Genomic DNA, 15587 nt, shown 5'->3' on the forward strand with positions numbered 1-15587 from the left:
TATTTATGACAAATATGATTTTGTTCCCCATCCTGTGATAAGGATAAGTTTTGGAAGTGGAGATTTTGCAGAAGAGGAGACAATATACAGGAAGATAAATTACATATTGGATAGAAATCAAGAGGAGCTTGATATCAAGTGTAAAAATAAGCACAGGGACGAGTGTTTTGCAGAACTGATATTGAGGGCGTATAAAAAGTATAAAAGCAAGGTAGTGATATTAATAGATGAATATGACAAGCCCATATTGGATAATATAACCAATCCTGAGATGGCGTTAAAGGCCAGGAGTATATTGAGGAATTTTTATGGTGTAATAAAGGATAGTGATAAGTACATACGGTTTGTGTTTATAACAGGTGTGAGCAAGTTTTCCAAATTGAACCTGTTTAGTGGTTTAAATAACTTAAGGGATATCACAATAAGCAAAGAGTATGCAGAGATATGTGGTTATACGCACCATGATTTAGAGACAGTGTTTAGAGAGCATCTAAAGGGGGTGGATCTCGGGAAGGTAAAGATGTGGTATAATGGCTATAATTATTTTGGAGAAAAGGTATATAATCCCTTTGACATACTTTTATTTATATCCAATGGCTATGAATTCAGGAATTACTGGTGGAGTACAGGAAATCCTTCATTTTTAATAGATAAGCTAAGGGAAGAGAACTATTATATTCCAGATTTAGACAATGCTACCATATCAGAAGAGGGGTTAGATGTCTTTGATGTGGAGTATATAGATGTATTGGCGCTATTATGGCAAACTGGGTATCTTACATTTAAGAACAAGATAACAGATAAATTTGGGCGTATAAATTATACTTTATGTGTTCCTAATCTGGAGATACAGTTTTCATTATATGAGTTGTTTATAGATTATTTGACAAATCAAAGGCATACAAAGAGGAGATACGAGGAAGGACTTTTAACAGCCCTGGATAACAGGGACTTTAAAAAATTTGAACAAATATTAAAATCCATATTTTCTTCGATTCCATATGAAAATTATGTAAATAATGTAATATCTCGCTATGAAGGATATTATAGCAGTGTGATATATGTTTATTTAAAGGCATTGGGTTATGAGACAGTAGCAGAGGATACCACAAACAAGGGTCGCATAGACTTAACCATAAAGACAGATTCAATGGTTGTTATTATAGAGTTTAAGGTGGATAGTAAAGAAGAGCCAATAAAGCAGATAATAGAGAAGAGATATTATGAGAAATATGATGCACAGGGCAAGGAGATATACTTAATAGGTATAAAGTTTGATAGTAAAGAAAGGAATATATCAGAGTTTAAGTGGTTAAAGTATAAAGTATAAATAGAAATAGAAGTTATATTCAAAATGGGTCAAATAGCCTGAAAGTGGCGGGAGATAATTGATAATTTTTTCAGAAGTGTATCCTCACCAATGAACCCATTAAATGAAAAAATATGAAAAAGAAAAAATTTGATCCAAAAAAATTAGAAGTCTTAAATAATCCCAGGCGGCTTGAGGATATTCCCCCAGAATTAATTGTAAATTTGTTGGGTTTAAAAAATGTTCAGACCATTGTAGATGTGGGTGCAGGCACAGGTTTTTTTACAGTGAAGTTTGCTGAAATCCTGAATGTACAAAAGGCTTATGCCTGTGATATATCCCCTGTAATGGTTAAGTGGATCAAGGATAATCTGGTTCCTCAACATCCATACATTATTCCTGTTCTAAGTGGAGAAAAATCCATCCCCTTAAAAGATAAAAGTGTTGATTTATGTTTTATGATAGCACTACACCACGAGCTTGAAAACCCAATAGCTATTTTAAAAGAATGCAAAAGAATTTTAAGGAAGGGAGGAAAGATCTTTGTAGTTGATTGGAAAAAGAAAGAAATGAAGGAAGGTCCACCAATTAATATTAGATACACTCCAGATATAGTAAAAAATCAGATGGAACTAGTTGATTTTAAAAATATTTTTATATTTGAGGAACTTCCAAAATTCTTTTTAGTTGGGGGTGAGAATTAAAAAAATCCTTGACTTTTTTTAGAGAAAAAAATAATTAGTAATTCTTGTCACTGCGATGGGCCTATAGCTCAGTTGGGAGAGCCACCGGCTCATAACCGGAAGGTCCCAGGTTCAAGTCCTGGTAGGCCCATCAAAAGATAAAAAATTGAGGAAATGAACAGTTTATCATAATTTTTTCAGCAAGTTAAGGCTTCCTTAAAAATTTAAGGAAGCCTTTTTATTTTTGATCCAAAATATCTCGTGTTATTATATTGTTTTGTAAATTTTTACTCACTTAATTTAGGATAATGACGTGGATGTAGATAATTTAATTGCCAAAATAGAATCAGTTGCCAATCCAGCCTATGCATCAGAATGGGATATATCTGGCCTGCATGTCATAGGGGAGAGAAAGGAGATTAAAAAACTGGCCCTATCTTTAGACCCCACCTATGAGATAGTGTTAAAAGCAGACAAATGGGGGGCTGATTTTATTTTAACTCATCATCCCCTTGTCTTATCCCCAAGGCTACCCAATCGAGACGATGAATATACCAAAGTTTTGCGACAATTGTTAAAGAGGGGTATATGGCTCTATTGTGCGCATACTTCTTTGGATGTAAATTTAAAAGGTCCCAGTGGTTGGCTTGGGAGATATTTAGAATTAAAAGACATAAAACCCATTGAGCCCATCAAAGGGACCAGCGACGAAGATTTGTTGGGATTTGGACTTATAGGGGATCTTGAACAAGAGATCCCCTTTTCACATTTTATGGAAAAGATAAATAGTGTATTGCAGAGAAAAAATATCATTGTTATTGGAAAAGAGCCTCATAGGGTAAAGAGGATAGGATATTGTACAGGCTCAGGTATGTCCCTTGGAAAAAAAGGTTTTTTACTTGGGGCTGATGTGTATATCTCAGGGGATATAAAATACCACCTTGCTCAAGAAATTGAGAAATTGGGATATACTATTGATGTGGGTCATTTTATTTTAGAGGAAATTATGATGAAGACCTGGGCTGAGGATTTAAAAAAGGATTTAATAGCCCATGATATAGAGATAAAATTTTTCCCAGGAAGGGAGCCAATTTTTATCAAGGAGGTATAAAAATTGAGTTATATAAAACAAATAGAAAGTTTGGTTATTTTGCAGGACATAGATAAGGAGATGGGGGACCTTGAAAAGACCCTGGAGGCTGCCCCAAAAGAAGTTGAGACACTTAAAGAGCGGTTGGAAATTCAAGAAAATCAGAGAAAACAAGTTGAAGAAAAACTCAAGATCTTACAGGAACAGGACGAAAAGTTGACTAAAGAATTAGAAGAGGATCAAGCCAAGCTAAAAAAAAGTAAAAATAAGCTTATGATGGTTGAAAATAGTAAAGAATACCATGCCATAATGAGGGAAATAGATACATTAGAGAAAAATAGCAGGTTAAAAGAAGAAGAAAAATTGACCCTTGAGGAAGAGCTAGATACCCAGCAGCGACTTTTGGATGCCCTAAATGAAGAGATTTCAAAAATATCAGAGGAACTTCAACAAAAGGAAGACGCTTTAGATAAAATTATCAACAGGTGTGAGTCCCGTATAAAAGAGTTGAAAGAAAAGAGGGCTGAATTTGCCAAACAAATACCTCCACCTATTTTGAGTAGATATGAGTTTATAAGGGCGAGATTGAGCAATCCTGTGATAGTTCCAGTTGAAGATTCTATCTGCACTGGATGTCACATAAGTATCCCTCCCCAGACATATATTGAATTACAAAAAGGTCTCCAGATCCTAAGTTGTCCCAATTGTCAGAGGCTAATTTACTGGAAAAATCACTTTGAAGTTGAATAAAATATACGTCAATGAATATATGGGTTGTTATAGTAGCAGCAGGGCAGGGTAGTCGTTTAAAAAAATTCATATCCCAAAAAAAACAGTATTTATCTTTTAATAATAGACCACTTTTCTGGCATAGCACCTCTCCACTATCTTATATTCCCTCTATAAAAGGTGTAGTATTTGTCTTTCCAAAAGAGGATATCCCCTATCTCACAGAATCTATCAAAAAGTATGCATTAGAAGACCATTTTCTTTTGGAATATAAAATCACCCACGGTGGTGAGAGAAGACAGGATTCTGTGTATCAGGGTCTTATGTCCTTGCCCTATGATTGTACACATGTTCTTATCCACGATGGTGCCAGACCTTTTTTAACCAGTGCGCTTGTAAATAGAATAGTTTTTGAATTAAAAAATGGTGTTGATGCAGTAATTCCAGGCATTTTAGTAAATGACACCATAAAATTAGTATCAAAGAGTGGTGTTACCACCCTTCCTAGAGAAAAACTCAGGGCAATTCAGACTCCCCAGGGGTTTACAAAACAGCTCATTGTTTCTGCCCATGAATATGCTAAAAAAACCAATATTACAGGGACAGATGATGCTTCCTTAGTCGAGGCCTTGGGGTGCGATGTCAAAATAATTGATGGAGATCCCCAAAATATAAAAATAACAAATCCTCAAGATTTAAAGTTTATTATGGAAAAAGAACAGGTTAGAAATTGTGTTGGTTTTGGATATGATGTACACAAGTATGGTACTGGTAAACCACTTAAACTTGCAGGTGTGAAAATTCCAAAGGCACCAGAGATTATAGCCCATTCAGATGGTGATGTGGTTGTCCATTCCCTGGTGGATGCAATACTTGGATGTCTTGCAAAGGGGGATATTGGTGATCTATTTCCTGATTCAGATGATAGATTTAAAGATTTAAACAGCATGATATTCTTGTCAGAAGTTATGGAAATTGCAAAAAAAGAGTGTTTTACAATAGAACACGTTGATGTAACCATAATATGTCAGGTGCCTAAAATCAGTCCATATAAGAGGGAGATGAAAAAGAATCTGGCGCATCTTTTATCAATTACTATGGACCAGATAAATATCTCTGCAACAACAGAAGAAGGTCTGGGATTTACTGGAGAAAAAAAAGGTATTAAGGTAAAGACCATAGTATTTGGAAAAAAGAGAATTAGTAAGTAAAAATAGGAGTTTTTATGTATCTTTACAACAGTATGACAAGAAAAAAAGAGAAATTTGTCCCAAGAGAACCTGGTAAAGTATATATGTATGTTTGTGGAATAACAGCTTATGACTATTGTCACATAGGACATGCAAGGGCTGCAGTTGTATTTGATGTGTTAGTTCGTTTTTTTAGATATCTTGGATATGATGTAGTATTTGTTAGAAATTTTACAGATATTGATGACAAGATTATAAAAAGGGCAAATGAGACCAATTTAACATGTGAGGAAGTGGCAGAAAAATTTATTAAGGCCTTTTATGAAGATATGGATAAATTGGATATATTAAGGCCAACATATGAACCCAGGGCAACAGAACATATAAAAGAGATGCAGGATCTAATCAAAATTTTGATAGATAAAAAACATGCATATGTTACAGAGAATGGAGATGTCTATTTCAGGGTGAGGTCCTTTGATAGTTATGGAAAATTATCTGGTAGAGATATTGAAGAACTAAGGGCTGGTGCAAGGATTGAGGTGTCAGAAAATAAAGAAGATCCCCTGGATTTTGCATTATGGAAGGGTTCAAAACCTGGGGAGCCCTGGTGGGATAGCCCTTGGGGAAAGGGAAGGCCTGGATGGCATATAGAGTGTTCAGCAATGAGTGAAAAATATCTAGGCCTTCCATTGGACATACATGGAGGTGGACAGGACCTTATTTTTCCTCACCATGAAAATGAGCGTGCCCAGACTGTTGCTGCCAGGGATGTTGAATTTGTAAATTACTGGGTACACAATGGATTTGTGCAGGTAAAGGGAGAAAAGATGTCTAAGTCCCTGGGTAATTTTGTTACTTTACAGGATATTTTTGATAAATTTTTACCTGAAGTGCTGCGCTTTTTTCTCTTAACAAAACACTATAAAACCCCTTTGGATTTTTCTTTTGAAAATTTAGAAGAAGCTGAAAAAGGGCTAAAAAAGATCTATGAAGCAAAACTCGCTATGGTCGAGCTGTTTGATAAAAATCCATCTAAAGATACAAAGATTCCCGAGGAAATAGTAAAAGAAGTAGATGAATTTGAACAAAAATGGAAAGCCGCCCTTGAAGATGATTTAAACACTGCTGAAGCACTTGGATATGTGTTTAATGTAATTAAAATTGCAAATAGGCTGACCCAGGAAAAGGGTTTTAAAAAATCCAGAAATAGTGTTTATGTGTTGAAAAAGCTATATGAAAAATTACAAGATGTGGGAAAGGTGCTTGGGGTTTTTTATAAAGATCCAAAAGAATTTCTACAAAAATTAAAAGAACACAAGGCAAAGAGAAAAAATATAGACATATCACTAGTAGAAGAGCTCATAAAACAGAGGATTGAGGCAAGAAAAAATAAGGATTTTAAAAAGGCAGATGAGATAAGGGAAAAATTAACTGAGCTGGGTGTAATAGTTAAGGATACGCCAACAGGAACAAATTGGGATGTGGAGTAAGAAGATGGGACTCTGTAAAAAGATTCAAGAGATTAAGCCATTTATGGTGATGGAAGTGCTAGAGGCTGCCCAAAAGATGGAAGCAGAGGGCATTGACATTATCCATCTAGAGGTGGGTGAGCCAGATTTTGATACTCCAGATTGTATCAGGGAAGCTGCAAAAAGGGCCATTGATGAAGGTAAGACTAAATATACCCATAGCCTGGGAATAAGGGAACTTAGAGAGGATATCTGCAGGGATTATAAGAAAAATTACAATGTGGACATTGATCCAGATCAAATAATTGTTACCTCAGGTACTTCTCCTGCCATGCTGCTTAGTTTTGGAGCCCTGTTAGATAATGGAGATGAAGTTATAGTATCTGACCCTTCTTATGCATGTTATGATACCTTTATAAAATTTTCAGAGGGGATTCCAAAACATTTAAAGGTTTATGAAGATAATGGATTTCAATTCAATATAAAAGATATAAAAAACAACATTACAAAAAATACCAAGGCAATATTAATAAATTCTCCTGCAAATCCAACGGGCACTCTTCTCTCAAAAGAAAATATGGAAGAGATTGCTGATTTAGGACTTTATGTAGTATCAGACGAGATCTATCACGGTCTTACATATGAGGGAAAGGAACACACAATATTGGAATTTACTGACAAGGCCTTTGTATTAAATGGATTTTCAAAAAAATACGCAATGACAGGGTGGAGACTTGGTTATTTAATTGCTCCAAAAAATTTTGTGAGGTGTATCCAGTCTTTGGCTCAAAATTTATTTATATGTGCATCTTCTATTGCTCAATATGCAGCTTTAGCTGCGCTTAAGTATGCAGAACAAGATGTATTAAAGATGAGAAGGATTTATGATGAGAGAAGAAGATATATGATAAAAAGATTAAGGGATATTGGTTTTAAAATAATGGTTGAGCCAACAGGTGCATTTTATGTGTTTGCCAATGCAAAAAAATTTACAGATAATTCATATAAATTTGCTTTTGATATTTTAAAAAATAGTCATGTAGGTGTAACTCCTGGAATTGATTTTGGACAAAATGGTGAAGGTTTTATTAGATTTTCATATGCCAACTCCCTGGAAAATATAAAAAGGGCAATGGATAGAATTGATAAATATTTAAATGGTTGATAGGGCATTTTCATGGACAATTATTTTGCAGTCATTGAGATGATTGCCGAGAAAAAGATAAAAGAAGCCATGAAAAATGGGGAATTTGATTCACTGCCTGGAAAAGGTAAACCTATTAAATTAGATGATGATTCTCACATCCCTCCTGAATATAGACTTGTATATAGAATACTAAAAAATGCTGGTTACACTCATCCAGAGATAGAACAGAGAAAAGAGGTACAAAATATATGTTCAATGTTAGAAAATTGTGAGGATGAACAGGAAGTATATAAAAAGGTGCAGAAATTAAATTTAATTGTATCAAAGATAAATATGAAGAGAAAGACTCCTGTTTATTTAGAATTAGATCAAATATATTATAAAAAGGTAGTTGAGAGGATAAAGGTAAAAAATAAAAGGAAGACAAAATGAATAATGAATATTCTGAAAGCTTACTTGTACATTTTCGTCGTGTAGAAAAGCTTAAAAAAGATTCTTTAAAATATCCCACATATAGCTTAAATGAAAGGCAACTTTGTGATCTAGAACTACTTTTAAATAGGGCATTTTATCCCTTAGAAGGTTTTTTAAATGAAAAAGAATATATTTCAGTATTGGAAAATGAAAGGCTCACTGATGGAACTGTGTGGCCAATTCCCATTTGTTTGGACGTGCCAAAAAAGGTGGTTGATAAGATTTCAGTTGGAGAGCCTTTGGCGCTACTTGATGGTGAAGGATTTTTGCTGGCAATATTTCATGTAGAGGATATATATTGTCCAGACAAAAGATATGAGGCCAAAAAGATATATGGAACTGAAGATGAAAATAAACATCCTTCGGTTTTTACTCTTTATCATGAAACCCACGAATATTATTTAGGTGGAAGGCTTGAGGGAATTTCCCTTCCCATTCACTACGATTTTGTAGAACTAAGAAAGCCACCATCAGAGGTACACAGGTTTTTTTCTTCAATGGGATGGAGAAATGTAATTGGCTTTCATACAGAAAAGGCCCTGCATTGTGCCCATAAGGAGATGATTTTAAAGGCAGCAAGGGAAGTAAATGCTTCTATCTTTTTAAATCCTGTTGTGGGTATACCAGATCCCAGAGATTTAGATCACTTTACAATGGTGAGGTGTTACCAGGCTTTTGTAAAACATTTTCCAAAAAACATTATAACACTGGCCTTGCTTCCATTTGCAAGTAGAAAGGCTGGTCCTAAAGAAGCGGTATTACAGGCCATAATTAGAAAAAATTATGGGTGTACCCATTTTTTAGTTGCCCCAGACCATGCTGATCCATTTATGCATTCAGGTAACAATACAAACCTATTTTATCCTTTAGGTGCTGCTCAGGAAAAGGTAAAGGAATATGAAGATGAAATTGGTATAAAAATGGTGCCTCTTACTCCAATGGTGTATTTTGAAGATGAAGGTAGATATATTCCTGAGAGTGAAGTAAAAGAAGGCATGAATGTTAAGAGACTTTCTTCTGCTGAACTGAGGCGCAGGCTTGAGTATGATTTAGAAATTCCTGAGTGGTTTTCCTTTAAAGAGGTTGTACAAGAGCTAAAACACACCTATCCTCCTAGACACAAACAGGGTTTTACTGTATTTTTAACAGGTCTTCCTGGTGCAGGAAAATCCACTATTGCTAAGATATTGTATGTAAAGTTTATGGAACTTAGGGATAGGCCAGTTACGCTTTTAGATGGAGATATTGTTAGAAAATATCTCTCTTCAGAACTCACATATTCAAAGGAACACAGGGAAATAAACGTACGTAGAATTGGTTTTGTTGCCAGTGAAATTACCAAAAATGGGGGGATAGCTATTTGTGCCCCAATTGCACCATATGAAGAATCAAGAAGATATAACAGAGAACTTATTAGTAGATATGGTGGATATATAGAGGTTCATGTTGCAACTCCTTTTGATGTGTGCATGCAAAGGGATAGAAAAGGTATGTATGAGAAGGCAAAAAAAGGACTTATAAAGAATTTTACAGGAGTTGATGATCCCTATATCCCACCTAAGAATCCAGAAATTACAATAGATACAACAGAACTAACACCCCAGGAGGCAGCTCAACAGATTATTTTGTATTTAGAAGAGCAGGGGTATATAAAGTAATTGTTAGCTCAATATTAATCGTCATCATCTGAGTCAAAATCACAACTTACGTCACTGCTATCATTATCTTCTTCCTCCTCCCCATCATCGTCGTCATAATCCATAACATCATCAATGTCATCGAGATCCTCGTCTAGATATCTTTCCTCCACAATATATGAAGGTCTTGATGTTTGGTGGGATTTAGATGTGAATGATTTAAACACAACAAATAATGTTGCTACTATAGCAAGAATAGGTAAAAATATTGATAATATATTCATATAGGTCTCCTGGATTTTAATTCCAGGAGTTGGGAGTAAGCCGGGTTCTGTTTTAGGTCGTCATTCATCTGGGACAGAGATTACTCCCTGCCTCAAGCGACCTACCCGAAGGCGTGGACCGGGCCAGTCCAAAATGCCTTCCTATTTGGTCTTGCTCCAGACGGGGTTTGCCTAGCCTGCTGTGTCACCACAGCAGCTGGTGAGCTCTTACCTCACCGTTTCACCCTTACCCCACACCCACTTTGGGATAGATTAAATTCTATATAGAGGCTAGTCTTGACCAAAGTGGGTATGGGGCGGTCTATTTTCTGTGGCACTGTTCCAGGGATCTCTCCCTCTGGGCGTTACCCAGCGTCCTGCCCTGTGGAGCCCGGACTTTCCTCTCCCAGAAAAATTCTGGGAGCGACGACCCTCCAACTCCTGAATTTTTCATTTTTTTATCTTATTATTTTTTTTTCTTGTCAAGAAATAAGTAGCTTTTGCAGCTTTTTCTCGGTGAAAAAGAAATTACAGCATTTTATAGTTTTTATGCCATTATTCCCTATTGCACCGCAAGTTATACCTTTCTATTCTCACCGAGAATTGCTGTAATATATAACTGTTAGCTGATCTTTCATGTTGAGAATGATTAAAGAAAAGGATATAGCTAAAAAGAATTTTTTGACTTAAAAAAGACAAAAAAGGTTTTACTCTAAGTGAATGCAGATCTACAACAGTATCCACTTTAAAGTAAAAGGAGGAGATCATGAGGAGATGGAAGAGGAGTTTTTCACTGGTGATGGTGGGGATTTTCCTGTTTCCTTTTTTGGTCTATGGAGTAACTTTTACCCCTGAGGTAGCCAAGAGGAGTAAAAAAGAACTACAGATCAGGAGGTTCTTTGGAGTGTGTCCCCCTTTTTATCTCAGGGACGAGCAAGGTAGAATTATTGATCCTGTCCACGGCAAGAATGCGAATGAACCCTATAGTCCAGAAAAGACCTGTGGCGCCTGCCATGACTATAAGCTCATTACTTCTGCTTACCACTTTCAACAGGGCAGGGGTGAGAAAGTCCCCTTGTGGATGGCCAAACGTTATCCTTGGGTCAAGTCACCCGGGCAGTATGGCGGACGCTGGTGAAGCCCTGCGCCATTGTTCCCCCAGTTAGCGGGAAAGAAGAATGCATCGGCCAAGGTTATTGACCTCACCTCCTTCAAGTTTGTATTGGCCTGTGGAAAGTGTCACCCTGGAGGGGGGCCATTAGAGATTGACAGGGAAGACCATAGGTATGATGAGTACATGAAAAAGAGGGGTTACAAACCAGCGGGGGATAATGATTTTGACGGTGATTATTTTAAGGCCCTTTGGAGCAAGACAGGAGTGCTGGAGGCAGATTGTCTTCTCTGCCATCTGCCGTCATATCATTATGAAGAGCGGGTAAGCCAGATAAAGCTCTTTAACTTTCGCTGGGCAGCCACGGCTGGAGCAGGTCTGGCTAAAGTAATAGGGTCTGTTAAGAAGGGTGAAATCCCAAAGGTGGTTTATAACCTGAAGTTTTTTGATTCTCAGGGCCATGTAAAACTGCCTATAGTTAGGGAAGTGCCCAGGGAAAATTGTCTCTTCTGCCACACGGAGAGTGATTACAAGAAGAGGGGAGCTAGTTACAAGATGCGCGATGATGTCCATGCCCGAGCTGGTTTGAGGTGTGTGGATTGCCATAAAGCAGGTAGTCAGGCCGAAGACAAAAGGATTTCTGATGTGGAGAAACATGAAATAGGCAAAGGAGATGATCCTGGAGATTTTGTTCGTGACGATCTAGACAATAGCGTTAGAGAATGTATGGATTGCCATAGTCAAGGACTTCAAGGAGCACCTAAAGCTCTGCACAAGGGATTGCCGCCACGCCACTTGGAAAAGCTCGCATGTCAAACTTGTCATGTCCCATTTAGGGACGTGAAGGCTGCACTTATTCAGGACGCTACTCATTACAATCCTGCCCCTGGAATTTATCCTCCTCCCAAACATATCTGGACCTTTTACGGACCCGATGGAAAACCTTGGAATTATTATGGAGAACTTCACCGAGAAGAGAATACCTTTCAGCGCGTCTTCACTTACACCCCTGTTAAGGTGTGGTACAAAGGAAAGATATGGCCTGTGAACCGGGTCCATAGTATCTGGGTAGGCATTGTTAGGCCACGGGTGCAGGGTATAGACATGGTGTTTATGGTGGATTTTTTCAAGATGTGGAAGGCTCATGTGAACAATCCTGAGAAGTTTCCTGCTTTAAGCGAAATAAAAGACGACAACAGCGATGGAGTGGTTGAGGTAAACCGTCCTGGTGAGGTGAGGGCTTTGTTAAAAGAGGTAGGGTATTATCTTAAATCTTTAGGAAAGCTTTCAAACCAGGATAAAGTGGTACTGGTGAAGGATGCTTCTTACACGGAAGATGGGGAACACTGGAGAAAGCTTGATCATTTCCCATGGGAAGCTACTCCTTATGCCTCTGTGTTCAAATATTCCCATGATATCTATCCTGCTAAAGCAGCTCTGGGGGCAAAGGGATGCACTGAGTGTCATAGTTTTGGTTCCTTGTTTTTCAATCGTGCTGTTCTTGTAGACTTGTGGGACGCCCAGGGAAAGCTTCATTTTGAACCAAACTACAAACTCCTTGGCTATTCAAAGCTGGCTGTGAATTCAGGGGCTTTCCGTCAGGAGATTTTGGAGCCGGTTCTCTATTATGGCATTGTTGTGGTCTTTATCTTGCTTGGATTATGGATGGCCTTCTGTGGCCTGCGTCTTGACCTTGAAGCCCTTTCCATTATCCCTGCCTACTCCACAGGACGGCTCATGCTTTTGATACTTATTGTGGCTCTCTTTGGTCCTGCTATAAACGTAATTTTGGGGAGATTCATCTCTACTGCCACTCTGGGACATATAGCTTCCATACACAAGGTTTCAGGTATATTGGGATTATTGGCTGCTATTTATCTTTGGGTCGTTAGGAGTGAAAAAGGGCTGGCTTTTGTCCTGGGCATTGTTATTATAATTTACCAAGCCGTCACAGGTGGGGTGCTTCTCTTCTGTGATAATGGAAATTTGCGTCAGGTGGCTTTTGCTCTCCACGACCTGGGAGCTCTGGTGGCCGTAGTTTTGGCTGGTTCAGTTATACTCTGGAAGTCCTTTCGGTTCAATCAGTAGTAATCGAACCAATCAGGGCACGGGATTTCCCGTGTCCCTGTTTAAAGCATACCTATGAGGAATTGAAAGCCGTCTATGTTACAATAGAGTTACCAATACCGATTATGCATTTCCCCTTGTGAATAACCTTTTTCTTTTATTGGACCATAAATACTGCCTTTACAAATTCACCGAGGGTTACTGTTATTTTTGGGAAGAATAAAGATATAAAAATGGAGATAGTATTACTATTTGCTCTTGGGTTTATGTGTTTGTTGCAAACATGAAAAAAATTGTTTAATAAAGTAGTCGTGTGATTTAAAAAACAAAAAAATACTTTTTAATTATCTGTAATGATTGTAAATTTTTTTAAATAAATCAAACTAGGGGGAAGACAAGGTGGGACAGACAATTAGATTTGGTGTATCTTTGGATTCTGAATTGTTGGAAAGATTTGATAAATTGTGTGAAGAGAGGTGCTATCAGACAAGGTCAGAGGCTATTAGAGACCTGATTAGAAAAGAGCTGGTTCAAAAAGAGTGGGAAGATGAAAATAGAGAAGTAACTGGAACCCTTACCCTTATTTACGATCACCATGTAAGCGATTTATCACAAAAAATGACTGAAATTCAACACAAATCCCTGGATATTATAATAACTTCTCTTCACGTCCATATTGATCACCACAATTGTATGGAGGTTTTAATATTAAGGGGGCCTGTTAAAAGGATAAAGGAAGTTTCCCAGAGGCTTCAATCCACAAGAGGTGTAAAATATGGGAGCCTTAACCTTTCAACTACTGGTAAGGATTTAGTATAATGGAAGATGTTCAGAGCAAAATTCCTTCGGTTCAAATTCCAATCGATAGGGTAGGTGTCAAGGATCTAAGATATCCCCTGGTAGTTAGAAAAAAAAATAATGGTATCCAACACACAGTTGCCAATGTCAATTTATATGTAGATCTACCTTCTGAATTCAAAGGCACCCACATGAGTAGGTTTATTGAGGTACTGCAAGAATGGTCTGGGGTGCTAGACTATCATAGCTTTAAAGAACTCCTAACCCATATCCAAAGACGATTAAAGGCAAGAAAGTCTCATCTTTCAATATCTTTTCCATATTTTTGTGAACACCGTGCACCCAAAAGTGGTATTAAGGCGCTTATGGACTATCAATGTGCCTTTTTAGGTGAATTACAAGATGATAGACTTACCATGTTTTTGGAGGTAACAGTGCCTGTAATGACAGTTTGTCCATGTTCCCTTGCAATTAGTGACAATGGTGCCCACAGTCAACGGGCTATGGTAAAGATTCGATGTCAGTTTGAGGGACTTTTGTGGGTTGAAGATCTAATTGAAATGGCAACTACGTCTGCATCTTCACCTGTATATGCCTTATTAAAGAGGGTAGATGAAAAGTATGTTACAGAATCTGCCTTTTCAAACCCAGTCTTTGTAGAAGATGTGGTTAGGAGAGTGGCTGCTAAACTTTCTAAACACCCACTTATTAAGTGGTTTAGAGTGGAAGTGGAAAGCCATGAATCTATCCATAATCACAATGCATATGCGTGTATAGAATCTAGACCTAATTTCTGATGTGTTAAGATAGGGTTATGTTTTGCATCCCATAAAAAGCAGCACCCCAAAGCCCTATATCTTGATTTTTGATGTGATAGATGGGGATTTGGTTGAGAATGTGGCTCATTTTTTCACATGCGAAAAATTCTTCAATAAAACAAGGATGATAGATTATCTCTGGATTTCTGGCCGCAAGTCCACCAGAGATATAGAGTCCTCCAAAACACAAGGTATTTAAAGCAAAATCCCTGCAAACCCTACCATAAAATCGGGCTATCCATTCAAGGGTTTCATCATATTTTTTGAAATTTTTAGTTATTTCCTCTGATGACAAATACTCATTTGTTAAAAAATAGTGTATTAATTCAATTCCCCTGCCAGATACCACAATATCTTCTGTTATTTGCAAAAGATCTGTTTTTTTTCTGCAAAATTCCAAAAATTCATATTCTTTCCTGTTAATACATGGAAAATAGGAGTGTCCCCCTTCAGATGGCAATGCAAAAACATGGGAATCTCTTTGTATAAGCATTGCTTTCCCAAGTCCTGTGCCAGCTCCAATTATGCTTATAATAGTGGTATCTTTAGAATTTGGACCACATAGTTTTGTTGCATCTCTTCCCGCAGGAGTTAAAATTGAATATGCCTGGGCAACAAAGTCATTTATAAGATATGAATTTTTTAATATCCCTTTACTAACTACTGTTCTTAAATCTATGTTCCATTTAATATTAGGTGGTGATGAAAATATGTTGTCTATTACTGGGCCTGCTACTGCAATAACTGTGATGTCACATATATCCAATGCTTTTTTAAAAGCTGTGTCTTTTAATTGTAA

The 15587-nt window shown here is 37.2% G+C and carries 15 protein-coding genes, 1 tRNA gene and 1 other RNA gene; 14 read left to right on the forward strand and 3 right to left on the reverse strand.

Annotated features, from left to right (window positions below; all coding sequences use genetic code 11):
• The 10 genes from ACY2V1_RS07815 to ACY2V1_RS07860 all read left to right on the forward strand — a co-directional run.
• Positions 1-1330: AAA family ATPase (locus ACY2V1_RS07815; RefSeq protein ID WP_461834238.1), on the forward strand; the 1330-nt coding region annotated here is incomplete at its 5' end.
• Between the two features lie 113 nt (positions 1331-1443).
• Positions 1444-2013 carry a class I SAM-dependent methyltransferase gene (locus ACY2V1_RS07820; protein ID WP_461834239.1) on the forward strand — a complete coding sequence of 190 codons (570 nt, stop codon included), beginning with the start codon at positions 1444-1446 and terminating at the stop codon, positions 2011-2013.
• Between the two features lie 57 nt (positions 2014-2070).
• Positions 2071-2143, forward strand: a tRNA-Ile gene (locus ACY2V1_RS07825).
• Positions 2144-2305: 162 nt separating this feature from the next.
• Positions 2306-3103 (forward strand): Nif3-like dinuclear metal center hexameric protein, encoded by a 798-nt coding sequence (locus ACY2V1_RS07830; RefSeq protein WP_461834240.1) that lies wholly within the window; start codon positions 2306-2308, stop codon positions 3101-3103.
• Between the two features lie 3 nt (positions 3104-3106).
• Positions 3107-3832: a zinc ribbon domain-containing protein gene (locus ACY2V1_RS07835; protein ID WP_461834241.1), complete on the forward strand. Its 726-nt coding sequence runs from the start codon at positions 3107-3109 to the stop codon at positions 3830-3832.
• An 11-nt stretch (positions 3833-3843) separates the two neighbouring features.
• A complete protein-coding gene (gene ispD / locus ACY2V1_RS07840) occupies positions 3844-5022 on the forward strand; it encodes a 2-C-methyl-D-erythritol 4-phosphate cytidylyltransferase (RefSeq protein ID WP_461834242.1) in 1179 nt (392 codons plus the stop codon).
• A gap of 14 nt (positions 5023-5036) precedes the next feature.
• Positions 5037-6494, forward strand: a complete 1458-nt coding sequence (cysS, locus tag ACY2V1_RS07845; protein WP_461834243.1) for a cysteine--tRNA ligase — start codon at positions 5037-5039, stop codon at positions 6492-6494.
• A gap of 4 nt (positions 6495-6498) precedes the next feature.
• Positions 6499-7638, forward strand: coding sequence for a pyridoxal phosphate-dependent aminotransferase (locus ACY2V1_RS07850; protein ID WP_461834244.1), 1140 nt, complete (start codon positions 6499-6501; stop codon positions 7636-7638).
• A gap of 12 nt (positions 7639-7650) precedes the next feature.
• Positions 7651-8052 (forward strand): DnaJ family domain-containing protein, encoded by a 402-nt coding sequence (locus ACY2V1_RS07855; RefSeq protein ID WP_461834245.1) that lies wholly within the window; start codon positions 7651-7653, stop codon positions 8050-8052.
• Positions 8049-9752 carry a bifunctional sulfate adenylyltransferase/adenylylsulfate kinase gene (locus ACY2V1_RS07860; protein WP_461834246.1) on the forward strand — a complete coding sequence of 568 codons (1704 nt, stop codon included), beginning with the start codon at positions 8049-8051 and terminating at the stop codon, positions 9750-9752. The genes ACY2V1_RS07855 and ACY2V1_RS07860 overlap by 4 nt, the downstream gene beginning before the upstream one ends.
• Before the next feature lie 14 nt (positions 9753-9766).
• Here the strand turns inward: ACY2V1_RS07860 and ACY2V1_RS07865 are convergent, their stop codons facing one another.
• Positions 9767-10015, reverse strand: a complete 249-nt coding sequence (locus tag ACY2V1_RS07865; protein WP_461834247.1) for a hypothetical protein — start codon at positions 10013-10015, stop codon at positions 9767-9769.
• Positions 10016-10035: 20 nt separating this feature from the next.
• Positions 10036-10437: RNase P RNA component class A (gene rnpB / locus ACY2V1_RS07870), an RNA gene on the reverse strand.
• A gap of 323 nt (positions 10438-10760) precedes the next feature.
• Here rnpB and ACY2V1_RS07875 point away from each other — a divergent pair.
• From ACY2V1_RS07875 to folE2, 4 genes are all read left to right on the forward strand, one after another.
• Positions 10761-11132, forward strand: a complete 372-nt coding sequence (locus tag ACY2V1_RS07875) for a hypothetical protein (protein ID WP_461834248.1) — start codon at positions 10761-10763, stop codon at positions 11130-11132.
• Between the two features lie 528 nt (positions 11133-11660).
• The gene (locus ACY2V1_RS07880; protein WP_461834249.1) at positions 11661-13193 is read left to right on the forward strand and encodes a cytochrome c3 family protein; all 1533 of its coding nucleotides are present in this window, start codon (positions 11661-11663) and stop codon (positions 13191-13193) included.
• Between the two features lie 378 nt (positions 13194-13571).
• On the forward strand, positions 13572-13991 hold the full coding sequence (nikR, locus tag ACY2V1_RS07885; protein ID WP_461834250.1) for a nickel-responsive transcriptional regulator NikR: 420 nt from the start codon (positions 13572-13574) through the stop codon (positions 13989-13991).
• Positions 13991-14767, forward strand: a complete 777-nt coding sequence (gene folE2 / locus ACY2V1_RS07890; RefSeq protein ID WP_461834251.1) for a GTP cyclohydrolase FolE2 — start codon at positions 13991-13993, stop codon at positions 14765-14767. Before nikR ends, folE2 begins: the two co-directional genes overlap by 1 nt.
• A 4-nt stretch (positions 14768-14771) precedes the next feature.
• Here folE2 and ACY2V1_RS07895 read toward each other — a convergent pair.
• A partial coding sequence (locus ACY2V1_RS07895) for a glucokinase (RefSeq protein ID WP_461834252.1) occupies positions 14772-15587 on the reverse strand: 816 nt, incomplete at its 5' end.

The organism is Desulfothermus sp. (genome assembly GCF_053993635.1).

Bases quoted from the DNA above. Each gene is read 5' to 3' on its own strand.
- ACY2V1_RS07820 (WP_461834239.1), top strand. From the start codon at position 1,444: ATGAAAAAGAAAAAATTTGATCCAAAAAAATTAGAAGTCTTAAATAAT.
- ispD (WP_461834242.1), top strand. From the start codon at position 3,844: ATGAATATATGGGTTGTTATAGTAGCAGCAGGGCAGGGTAGTCGTTTA.
- cysS (WP_461834243.1), top strand. From the start codon at position 5,037: ATGTATCTTTACAACAGTATGACAAGAAAAAAAGAGAAATTTGTCCCA.
- ACY2V1_RS07850 (WP_461834244.1), top strand. From the start codon at position 6,499: ATGGGACTCTGTAAAAAGATTCAAGAGATTAAGCCATTTATGGTGATG.
- ACY2V1_RS07855 (WP_461834245.1), top strand. From the start codon at position 7,651: ATGGACAATTATTTTGCAGTCATTGAGATGATTGCCGAGAAAAAGATA.
- ACY2V1_RS07860 (WP_461834246.1), top strand. From the start codon at position 8,049: ATGAATAATGAATATTCTGAAAGCTTACTTGTACATTTTCGTCGTGTA.
- ACY2V1_RS07865 (WP_461834247.1), bottom strand. From the start codon at position 10,015: ATGAATATATTATCAATATTTTTACCTATTCTTGCTATAGTAGCAACA.
- ACY2V1_RS07875 (WP_461834248.1), top strand. From the start codon at position 10,761: ATGAGGAGATGGAAGAGGAGTTTTTCACTGGTGATGGTGGGGATTTTC.
- ACY2V1_RS07880 (WP_461834249.1), top strand. From the start codon at position 11,661: ATGCGCGATGATGTCCATGCCCGAGCTGGTTTGAGGTGTGTGGATTGC.
- folE2 (WP_461834251.1), top strand. From the start codon at position 13,991: ATGGAAGATGTTCAGAGCAAAATTCCTTCGGTTCAAATTCCAATCGAT.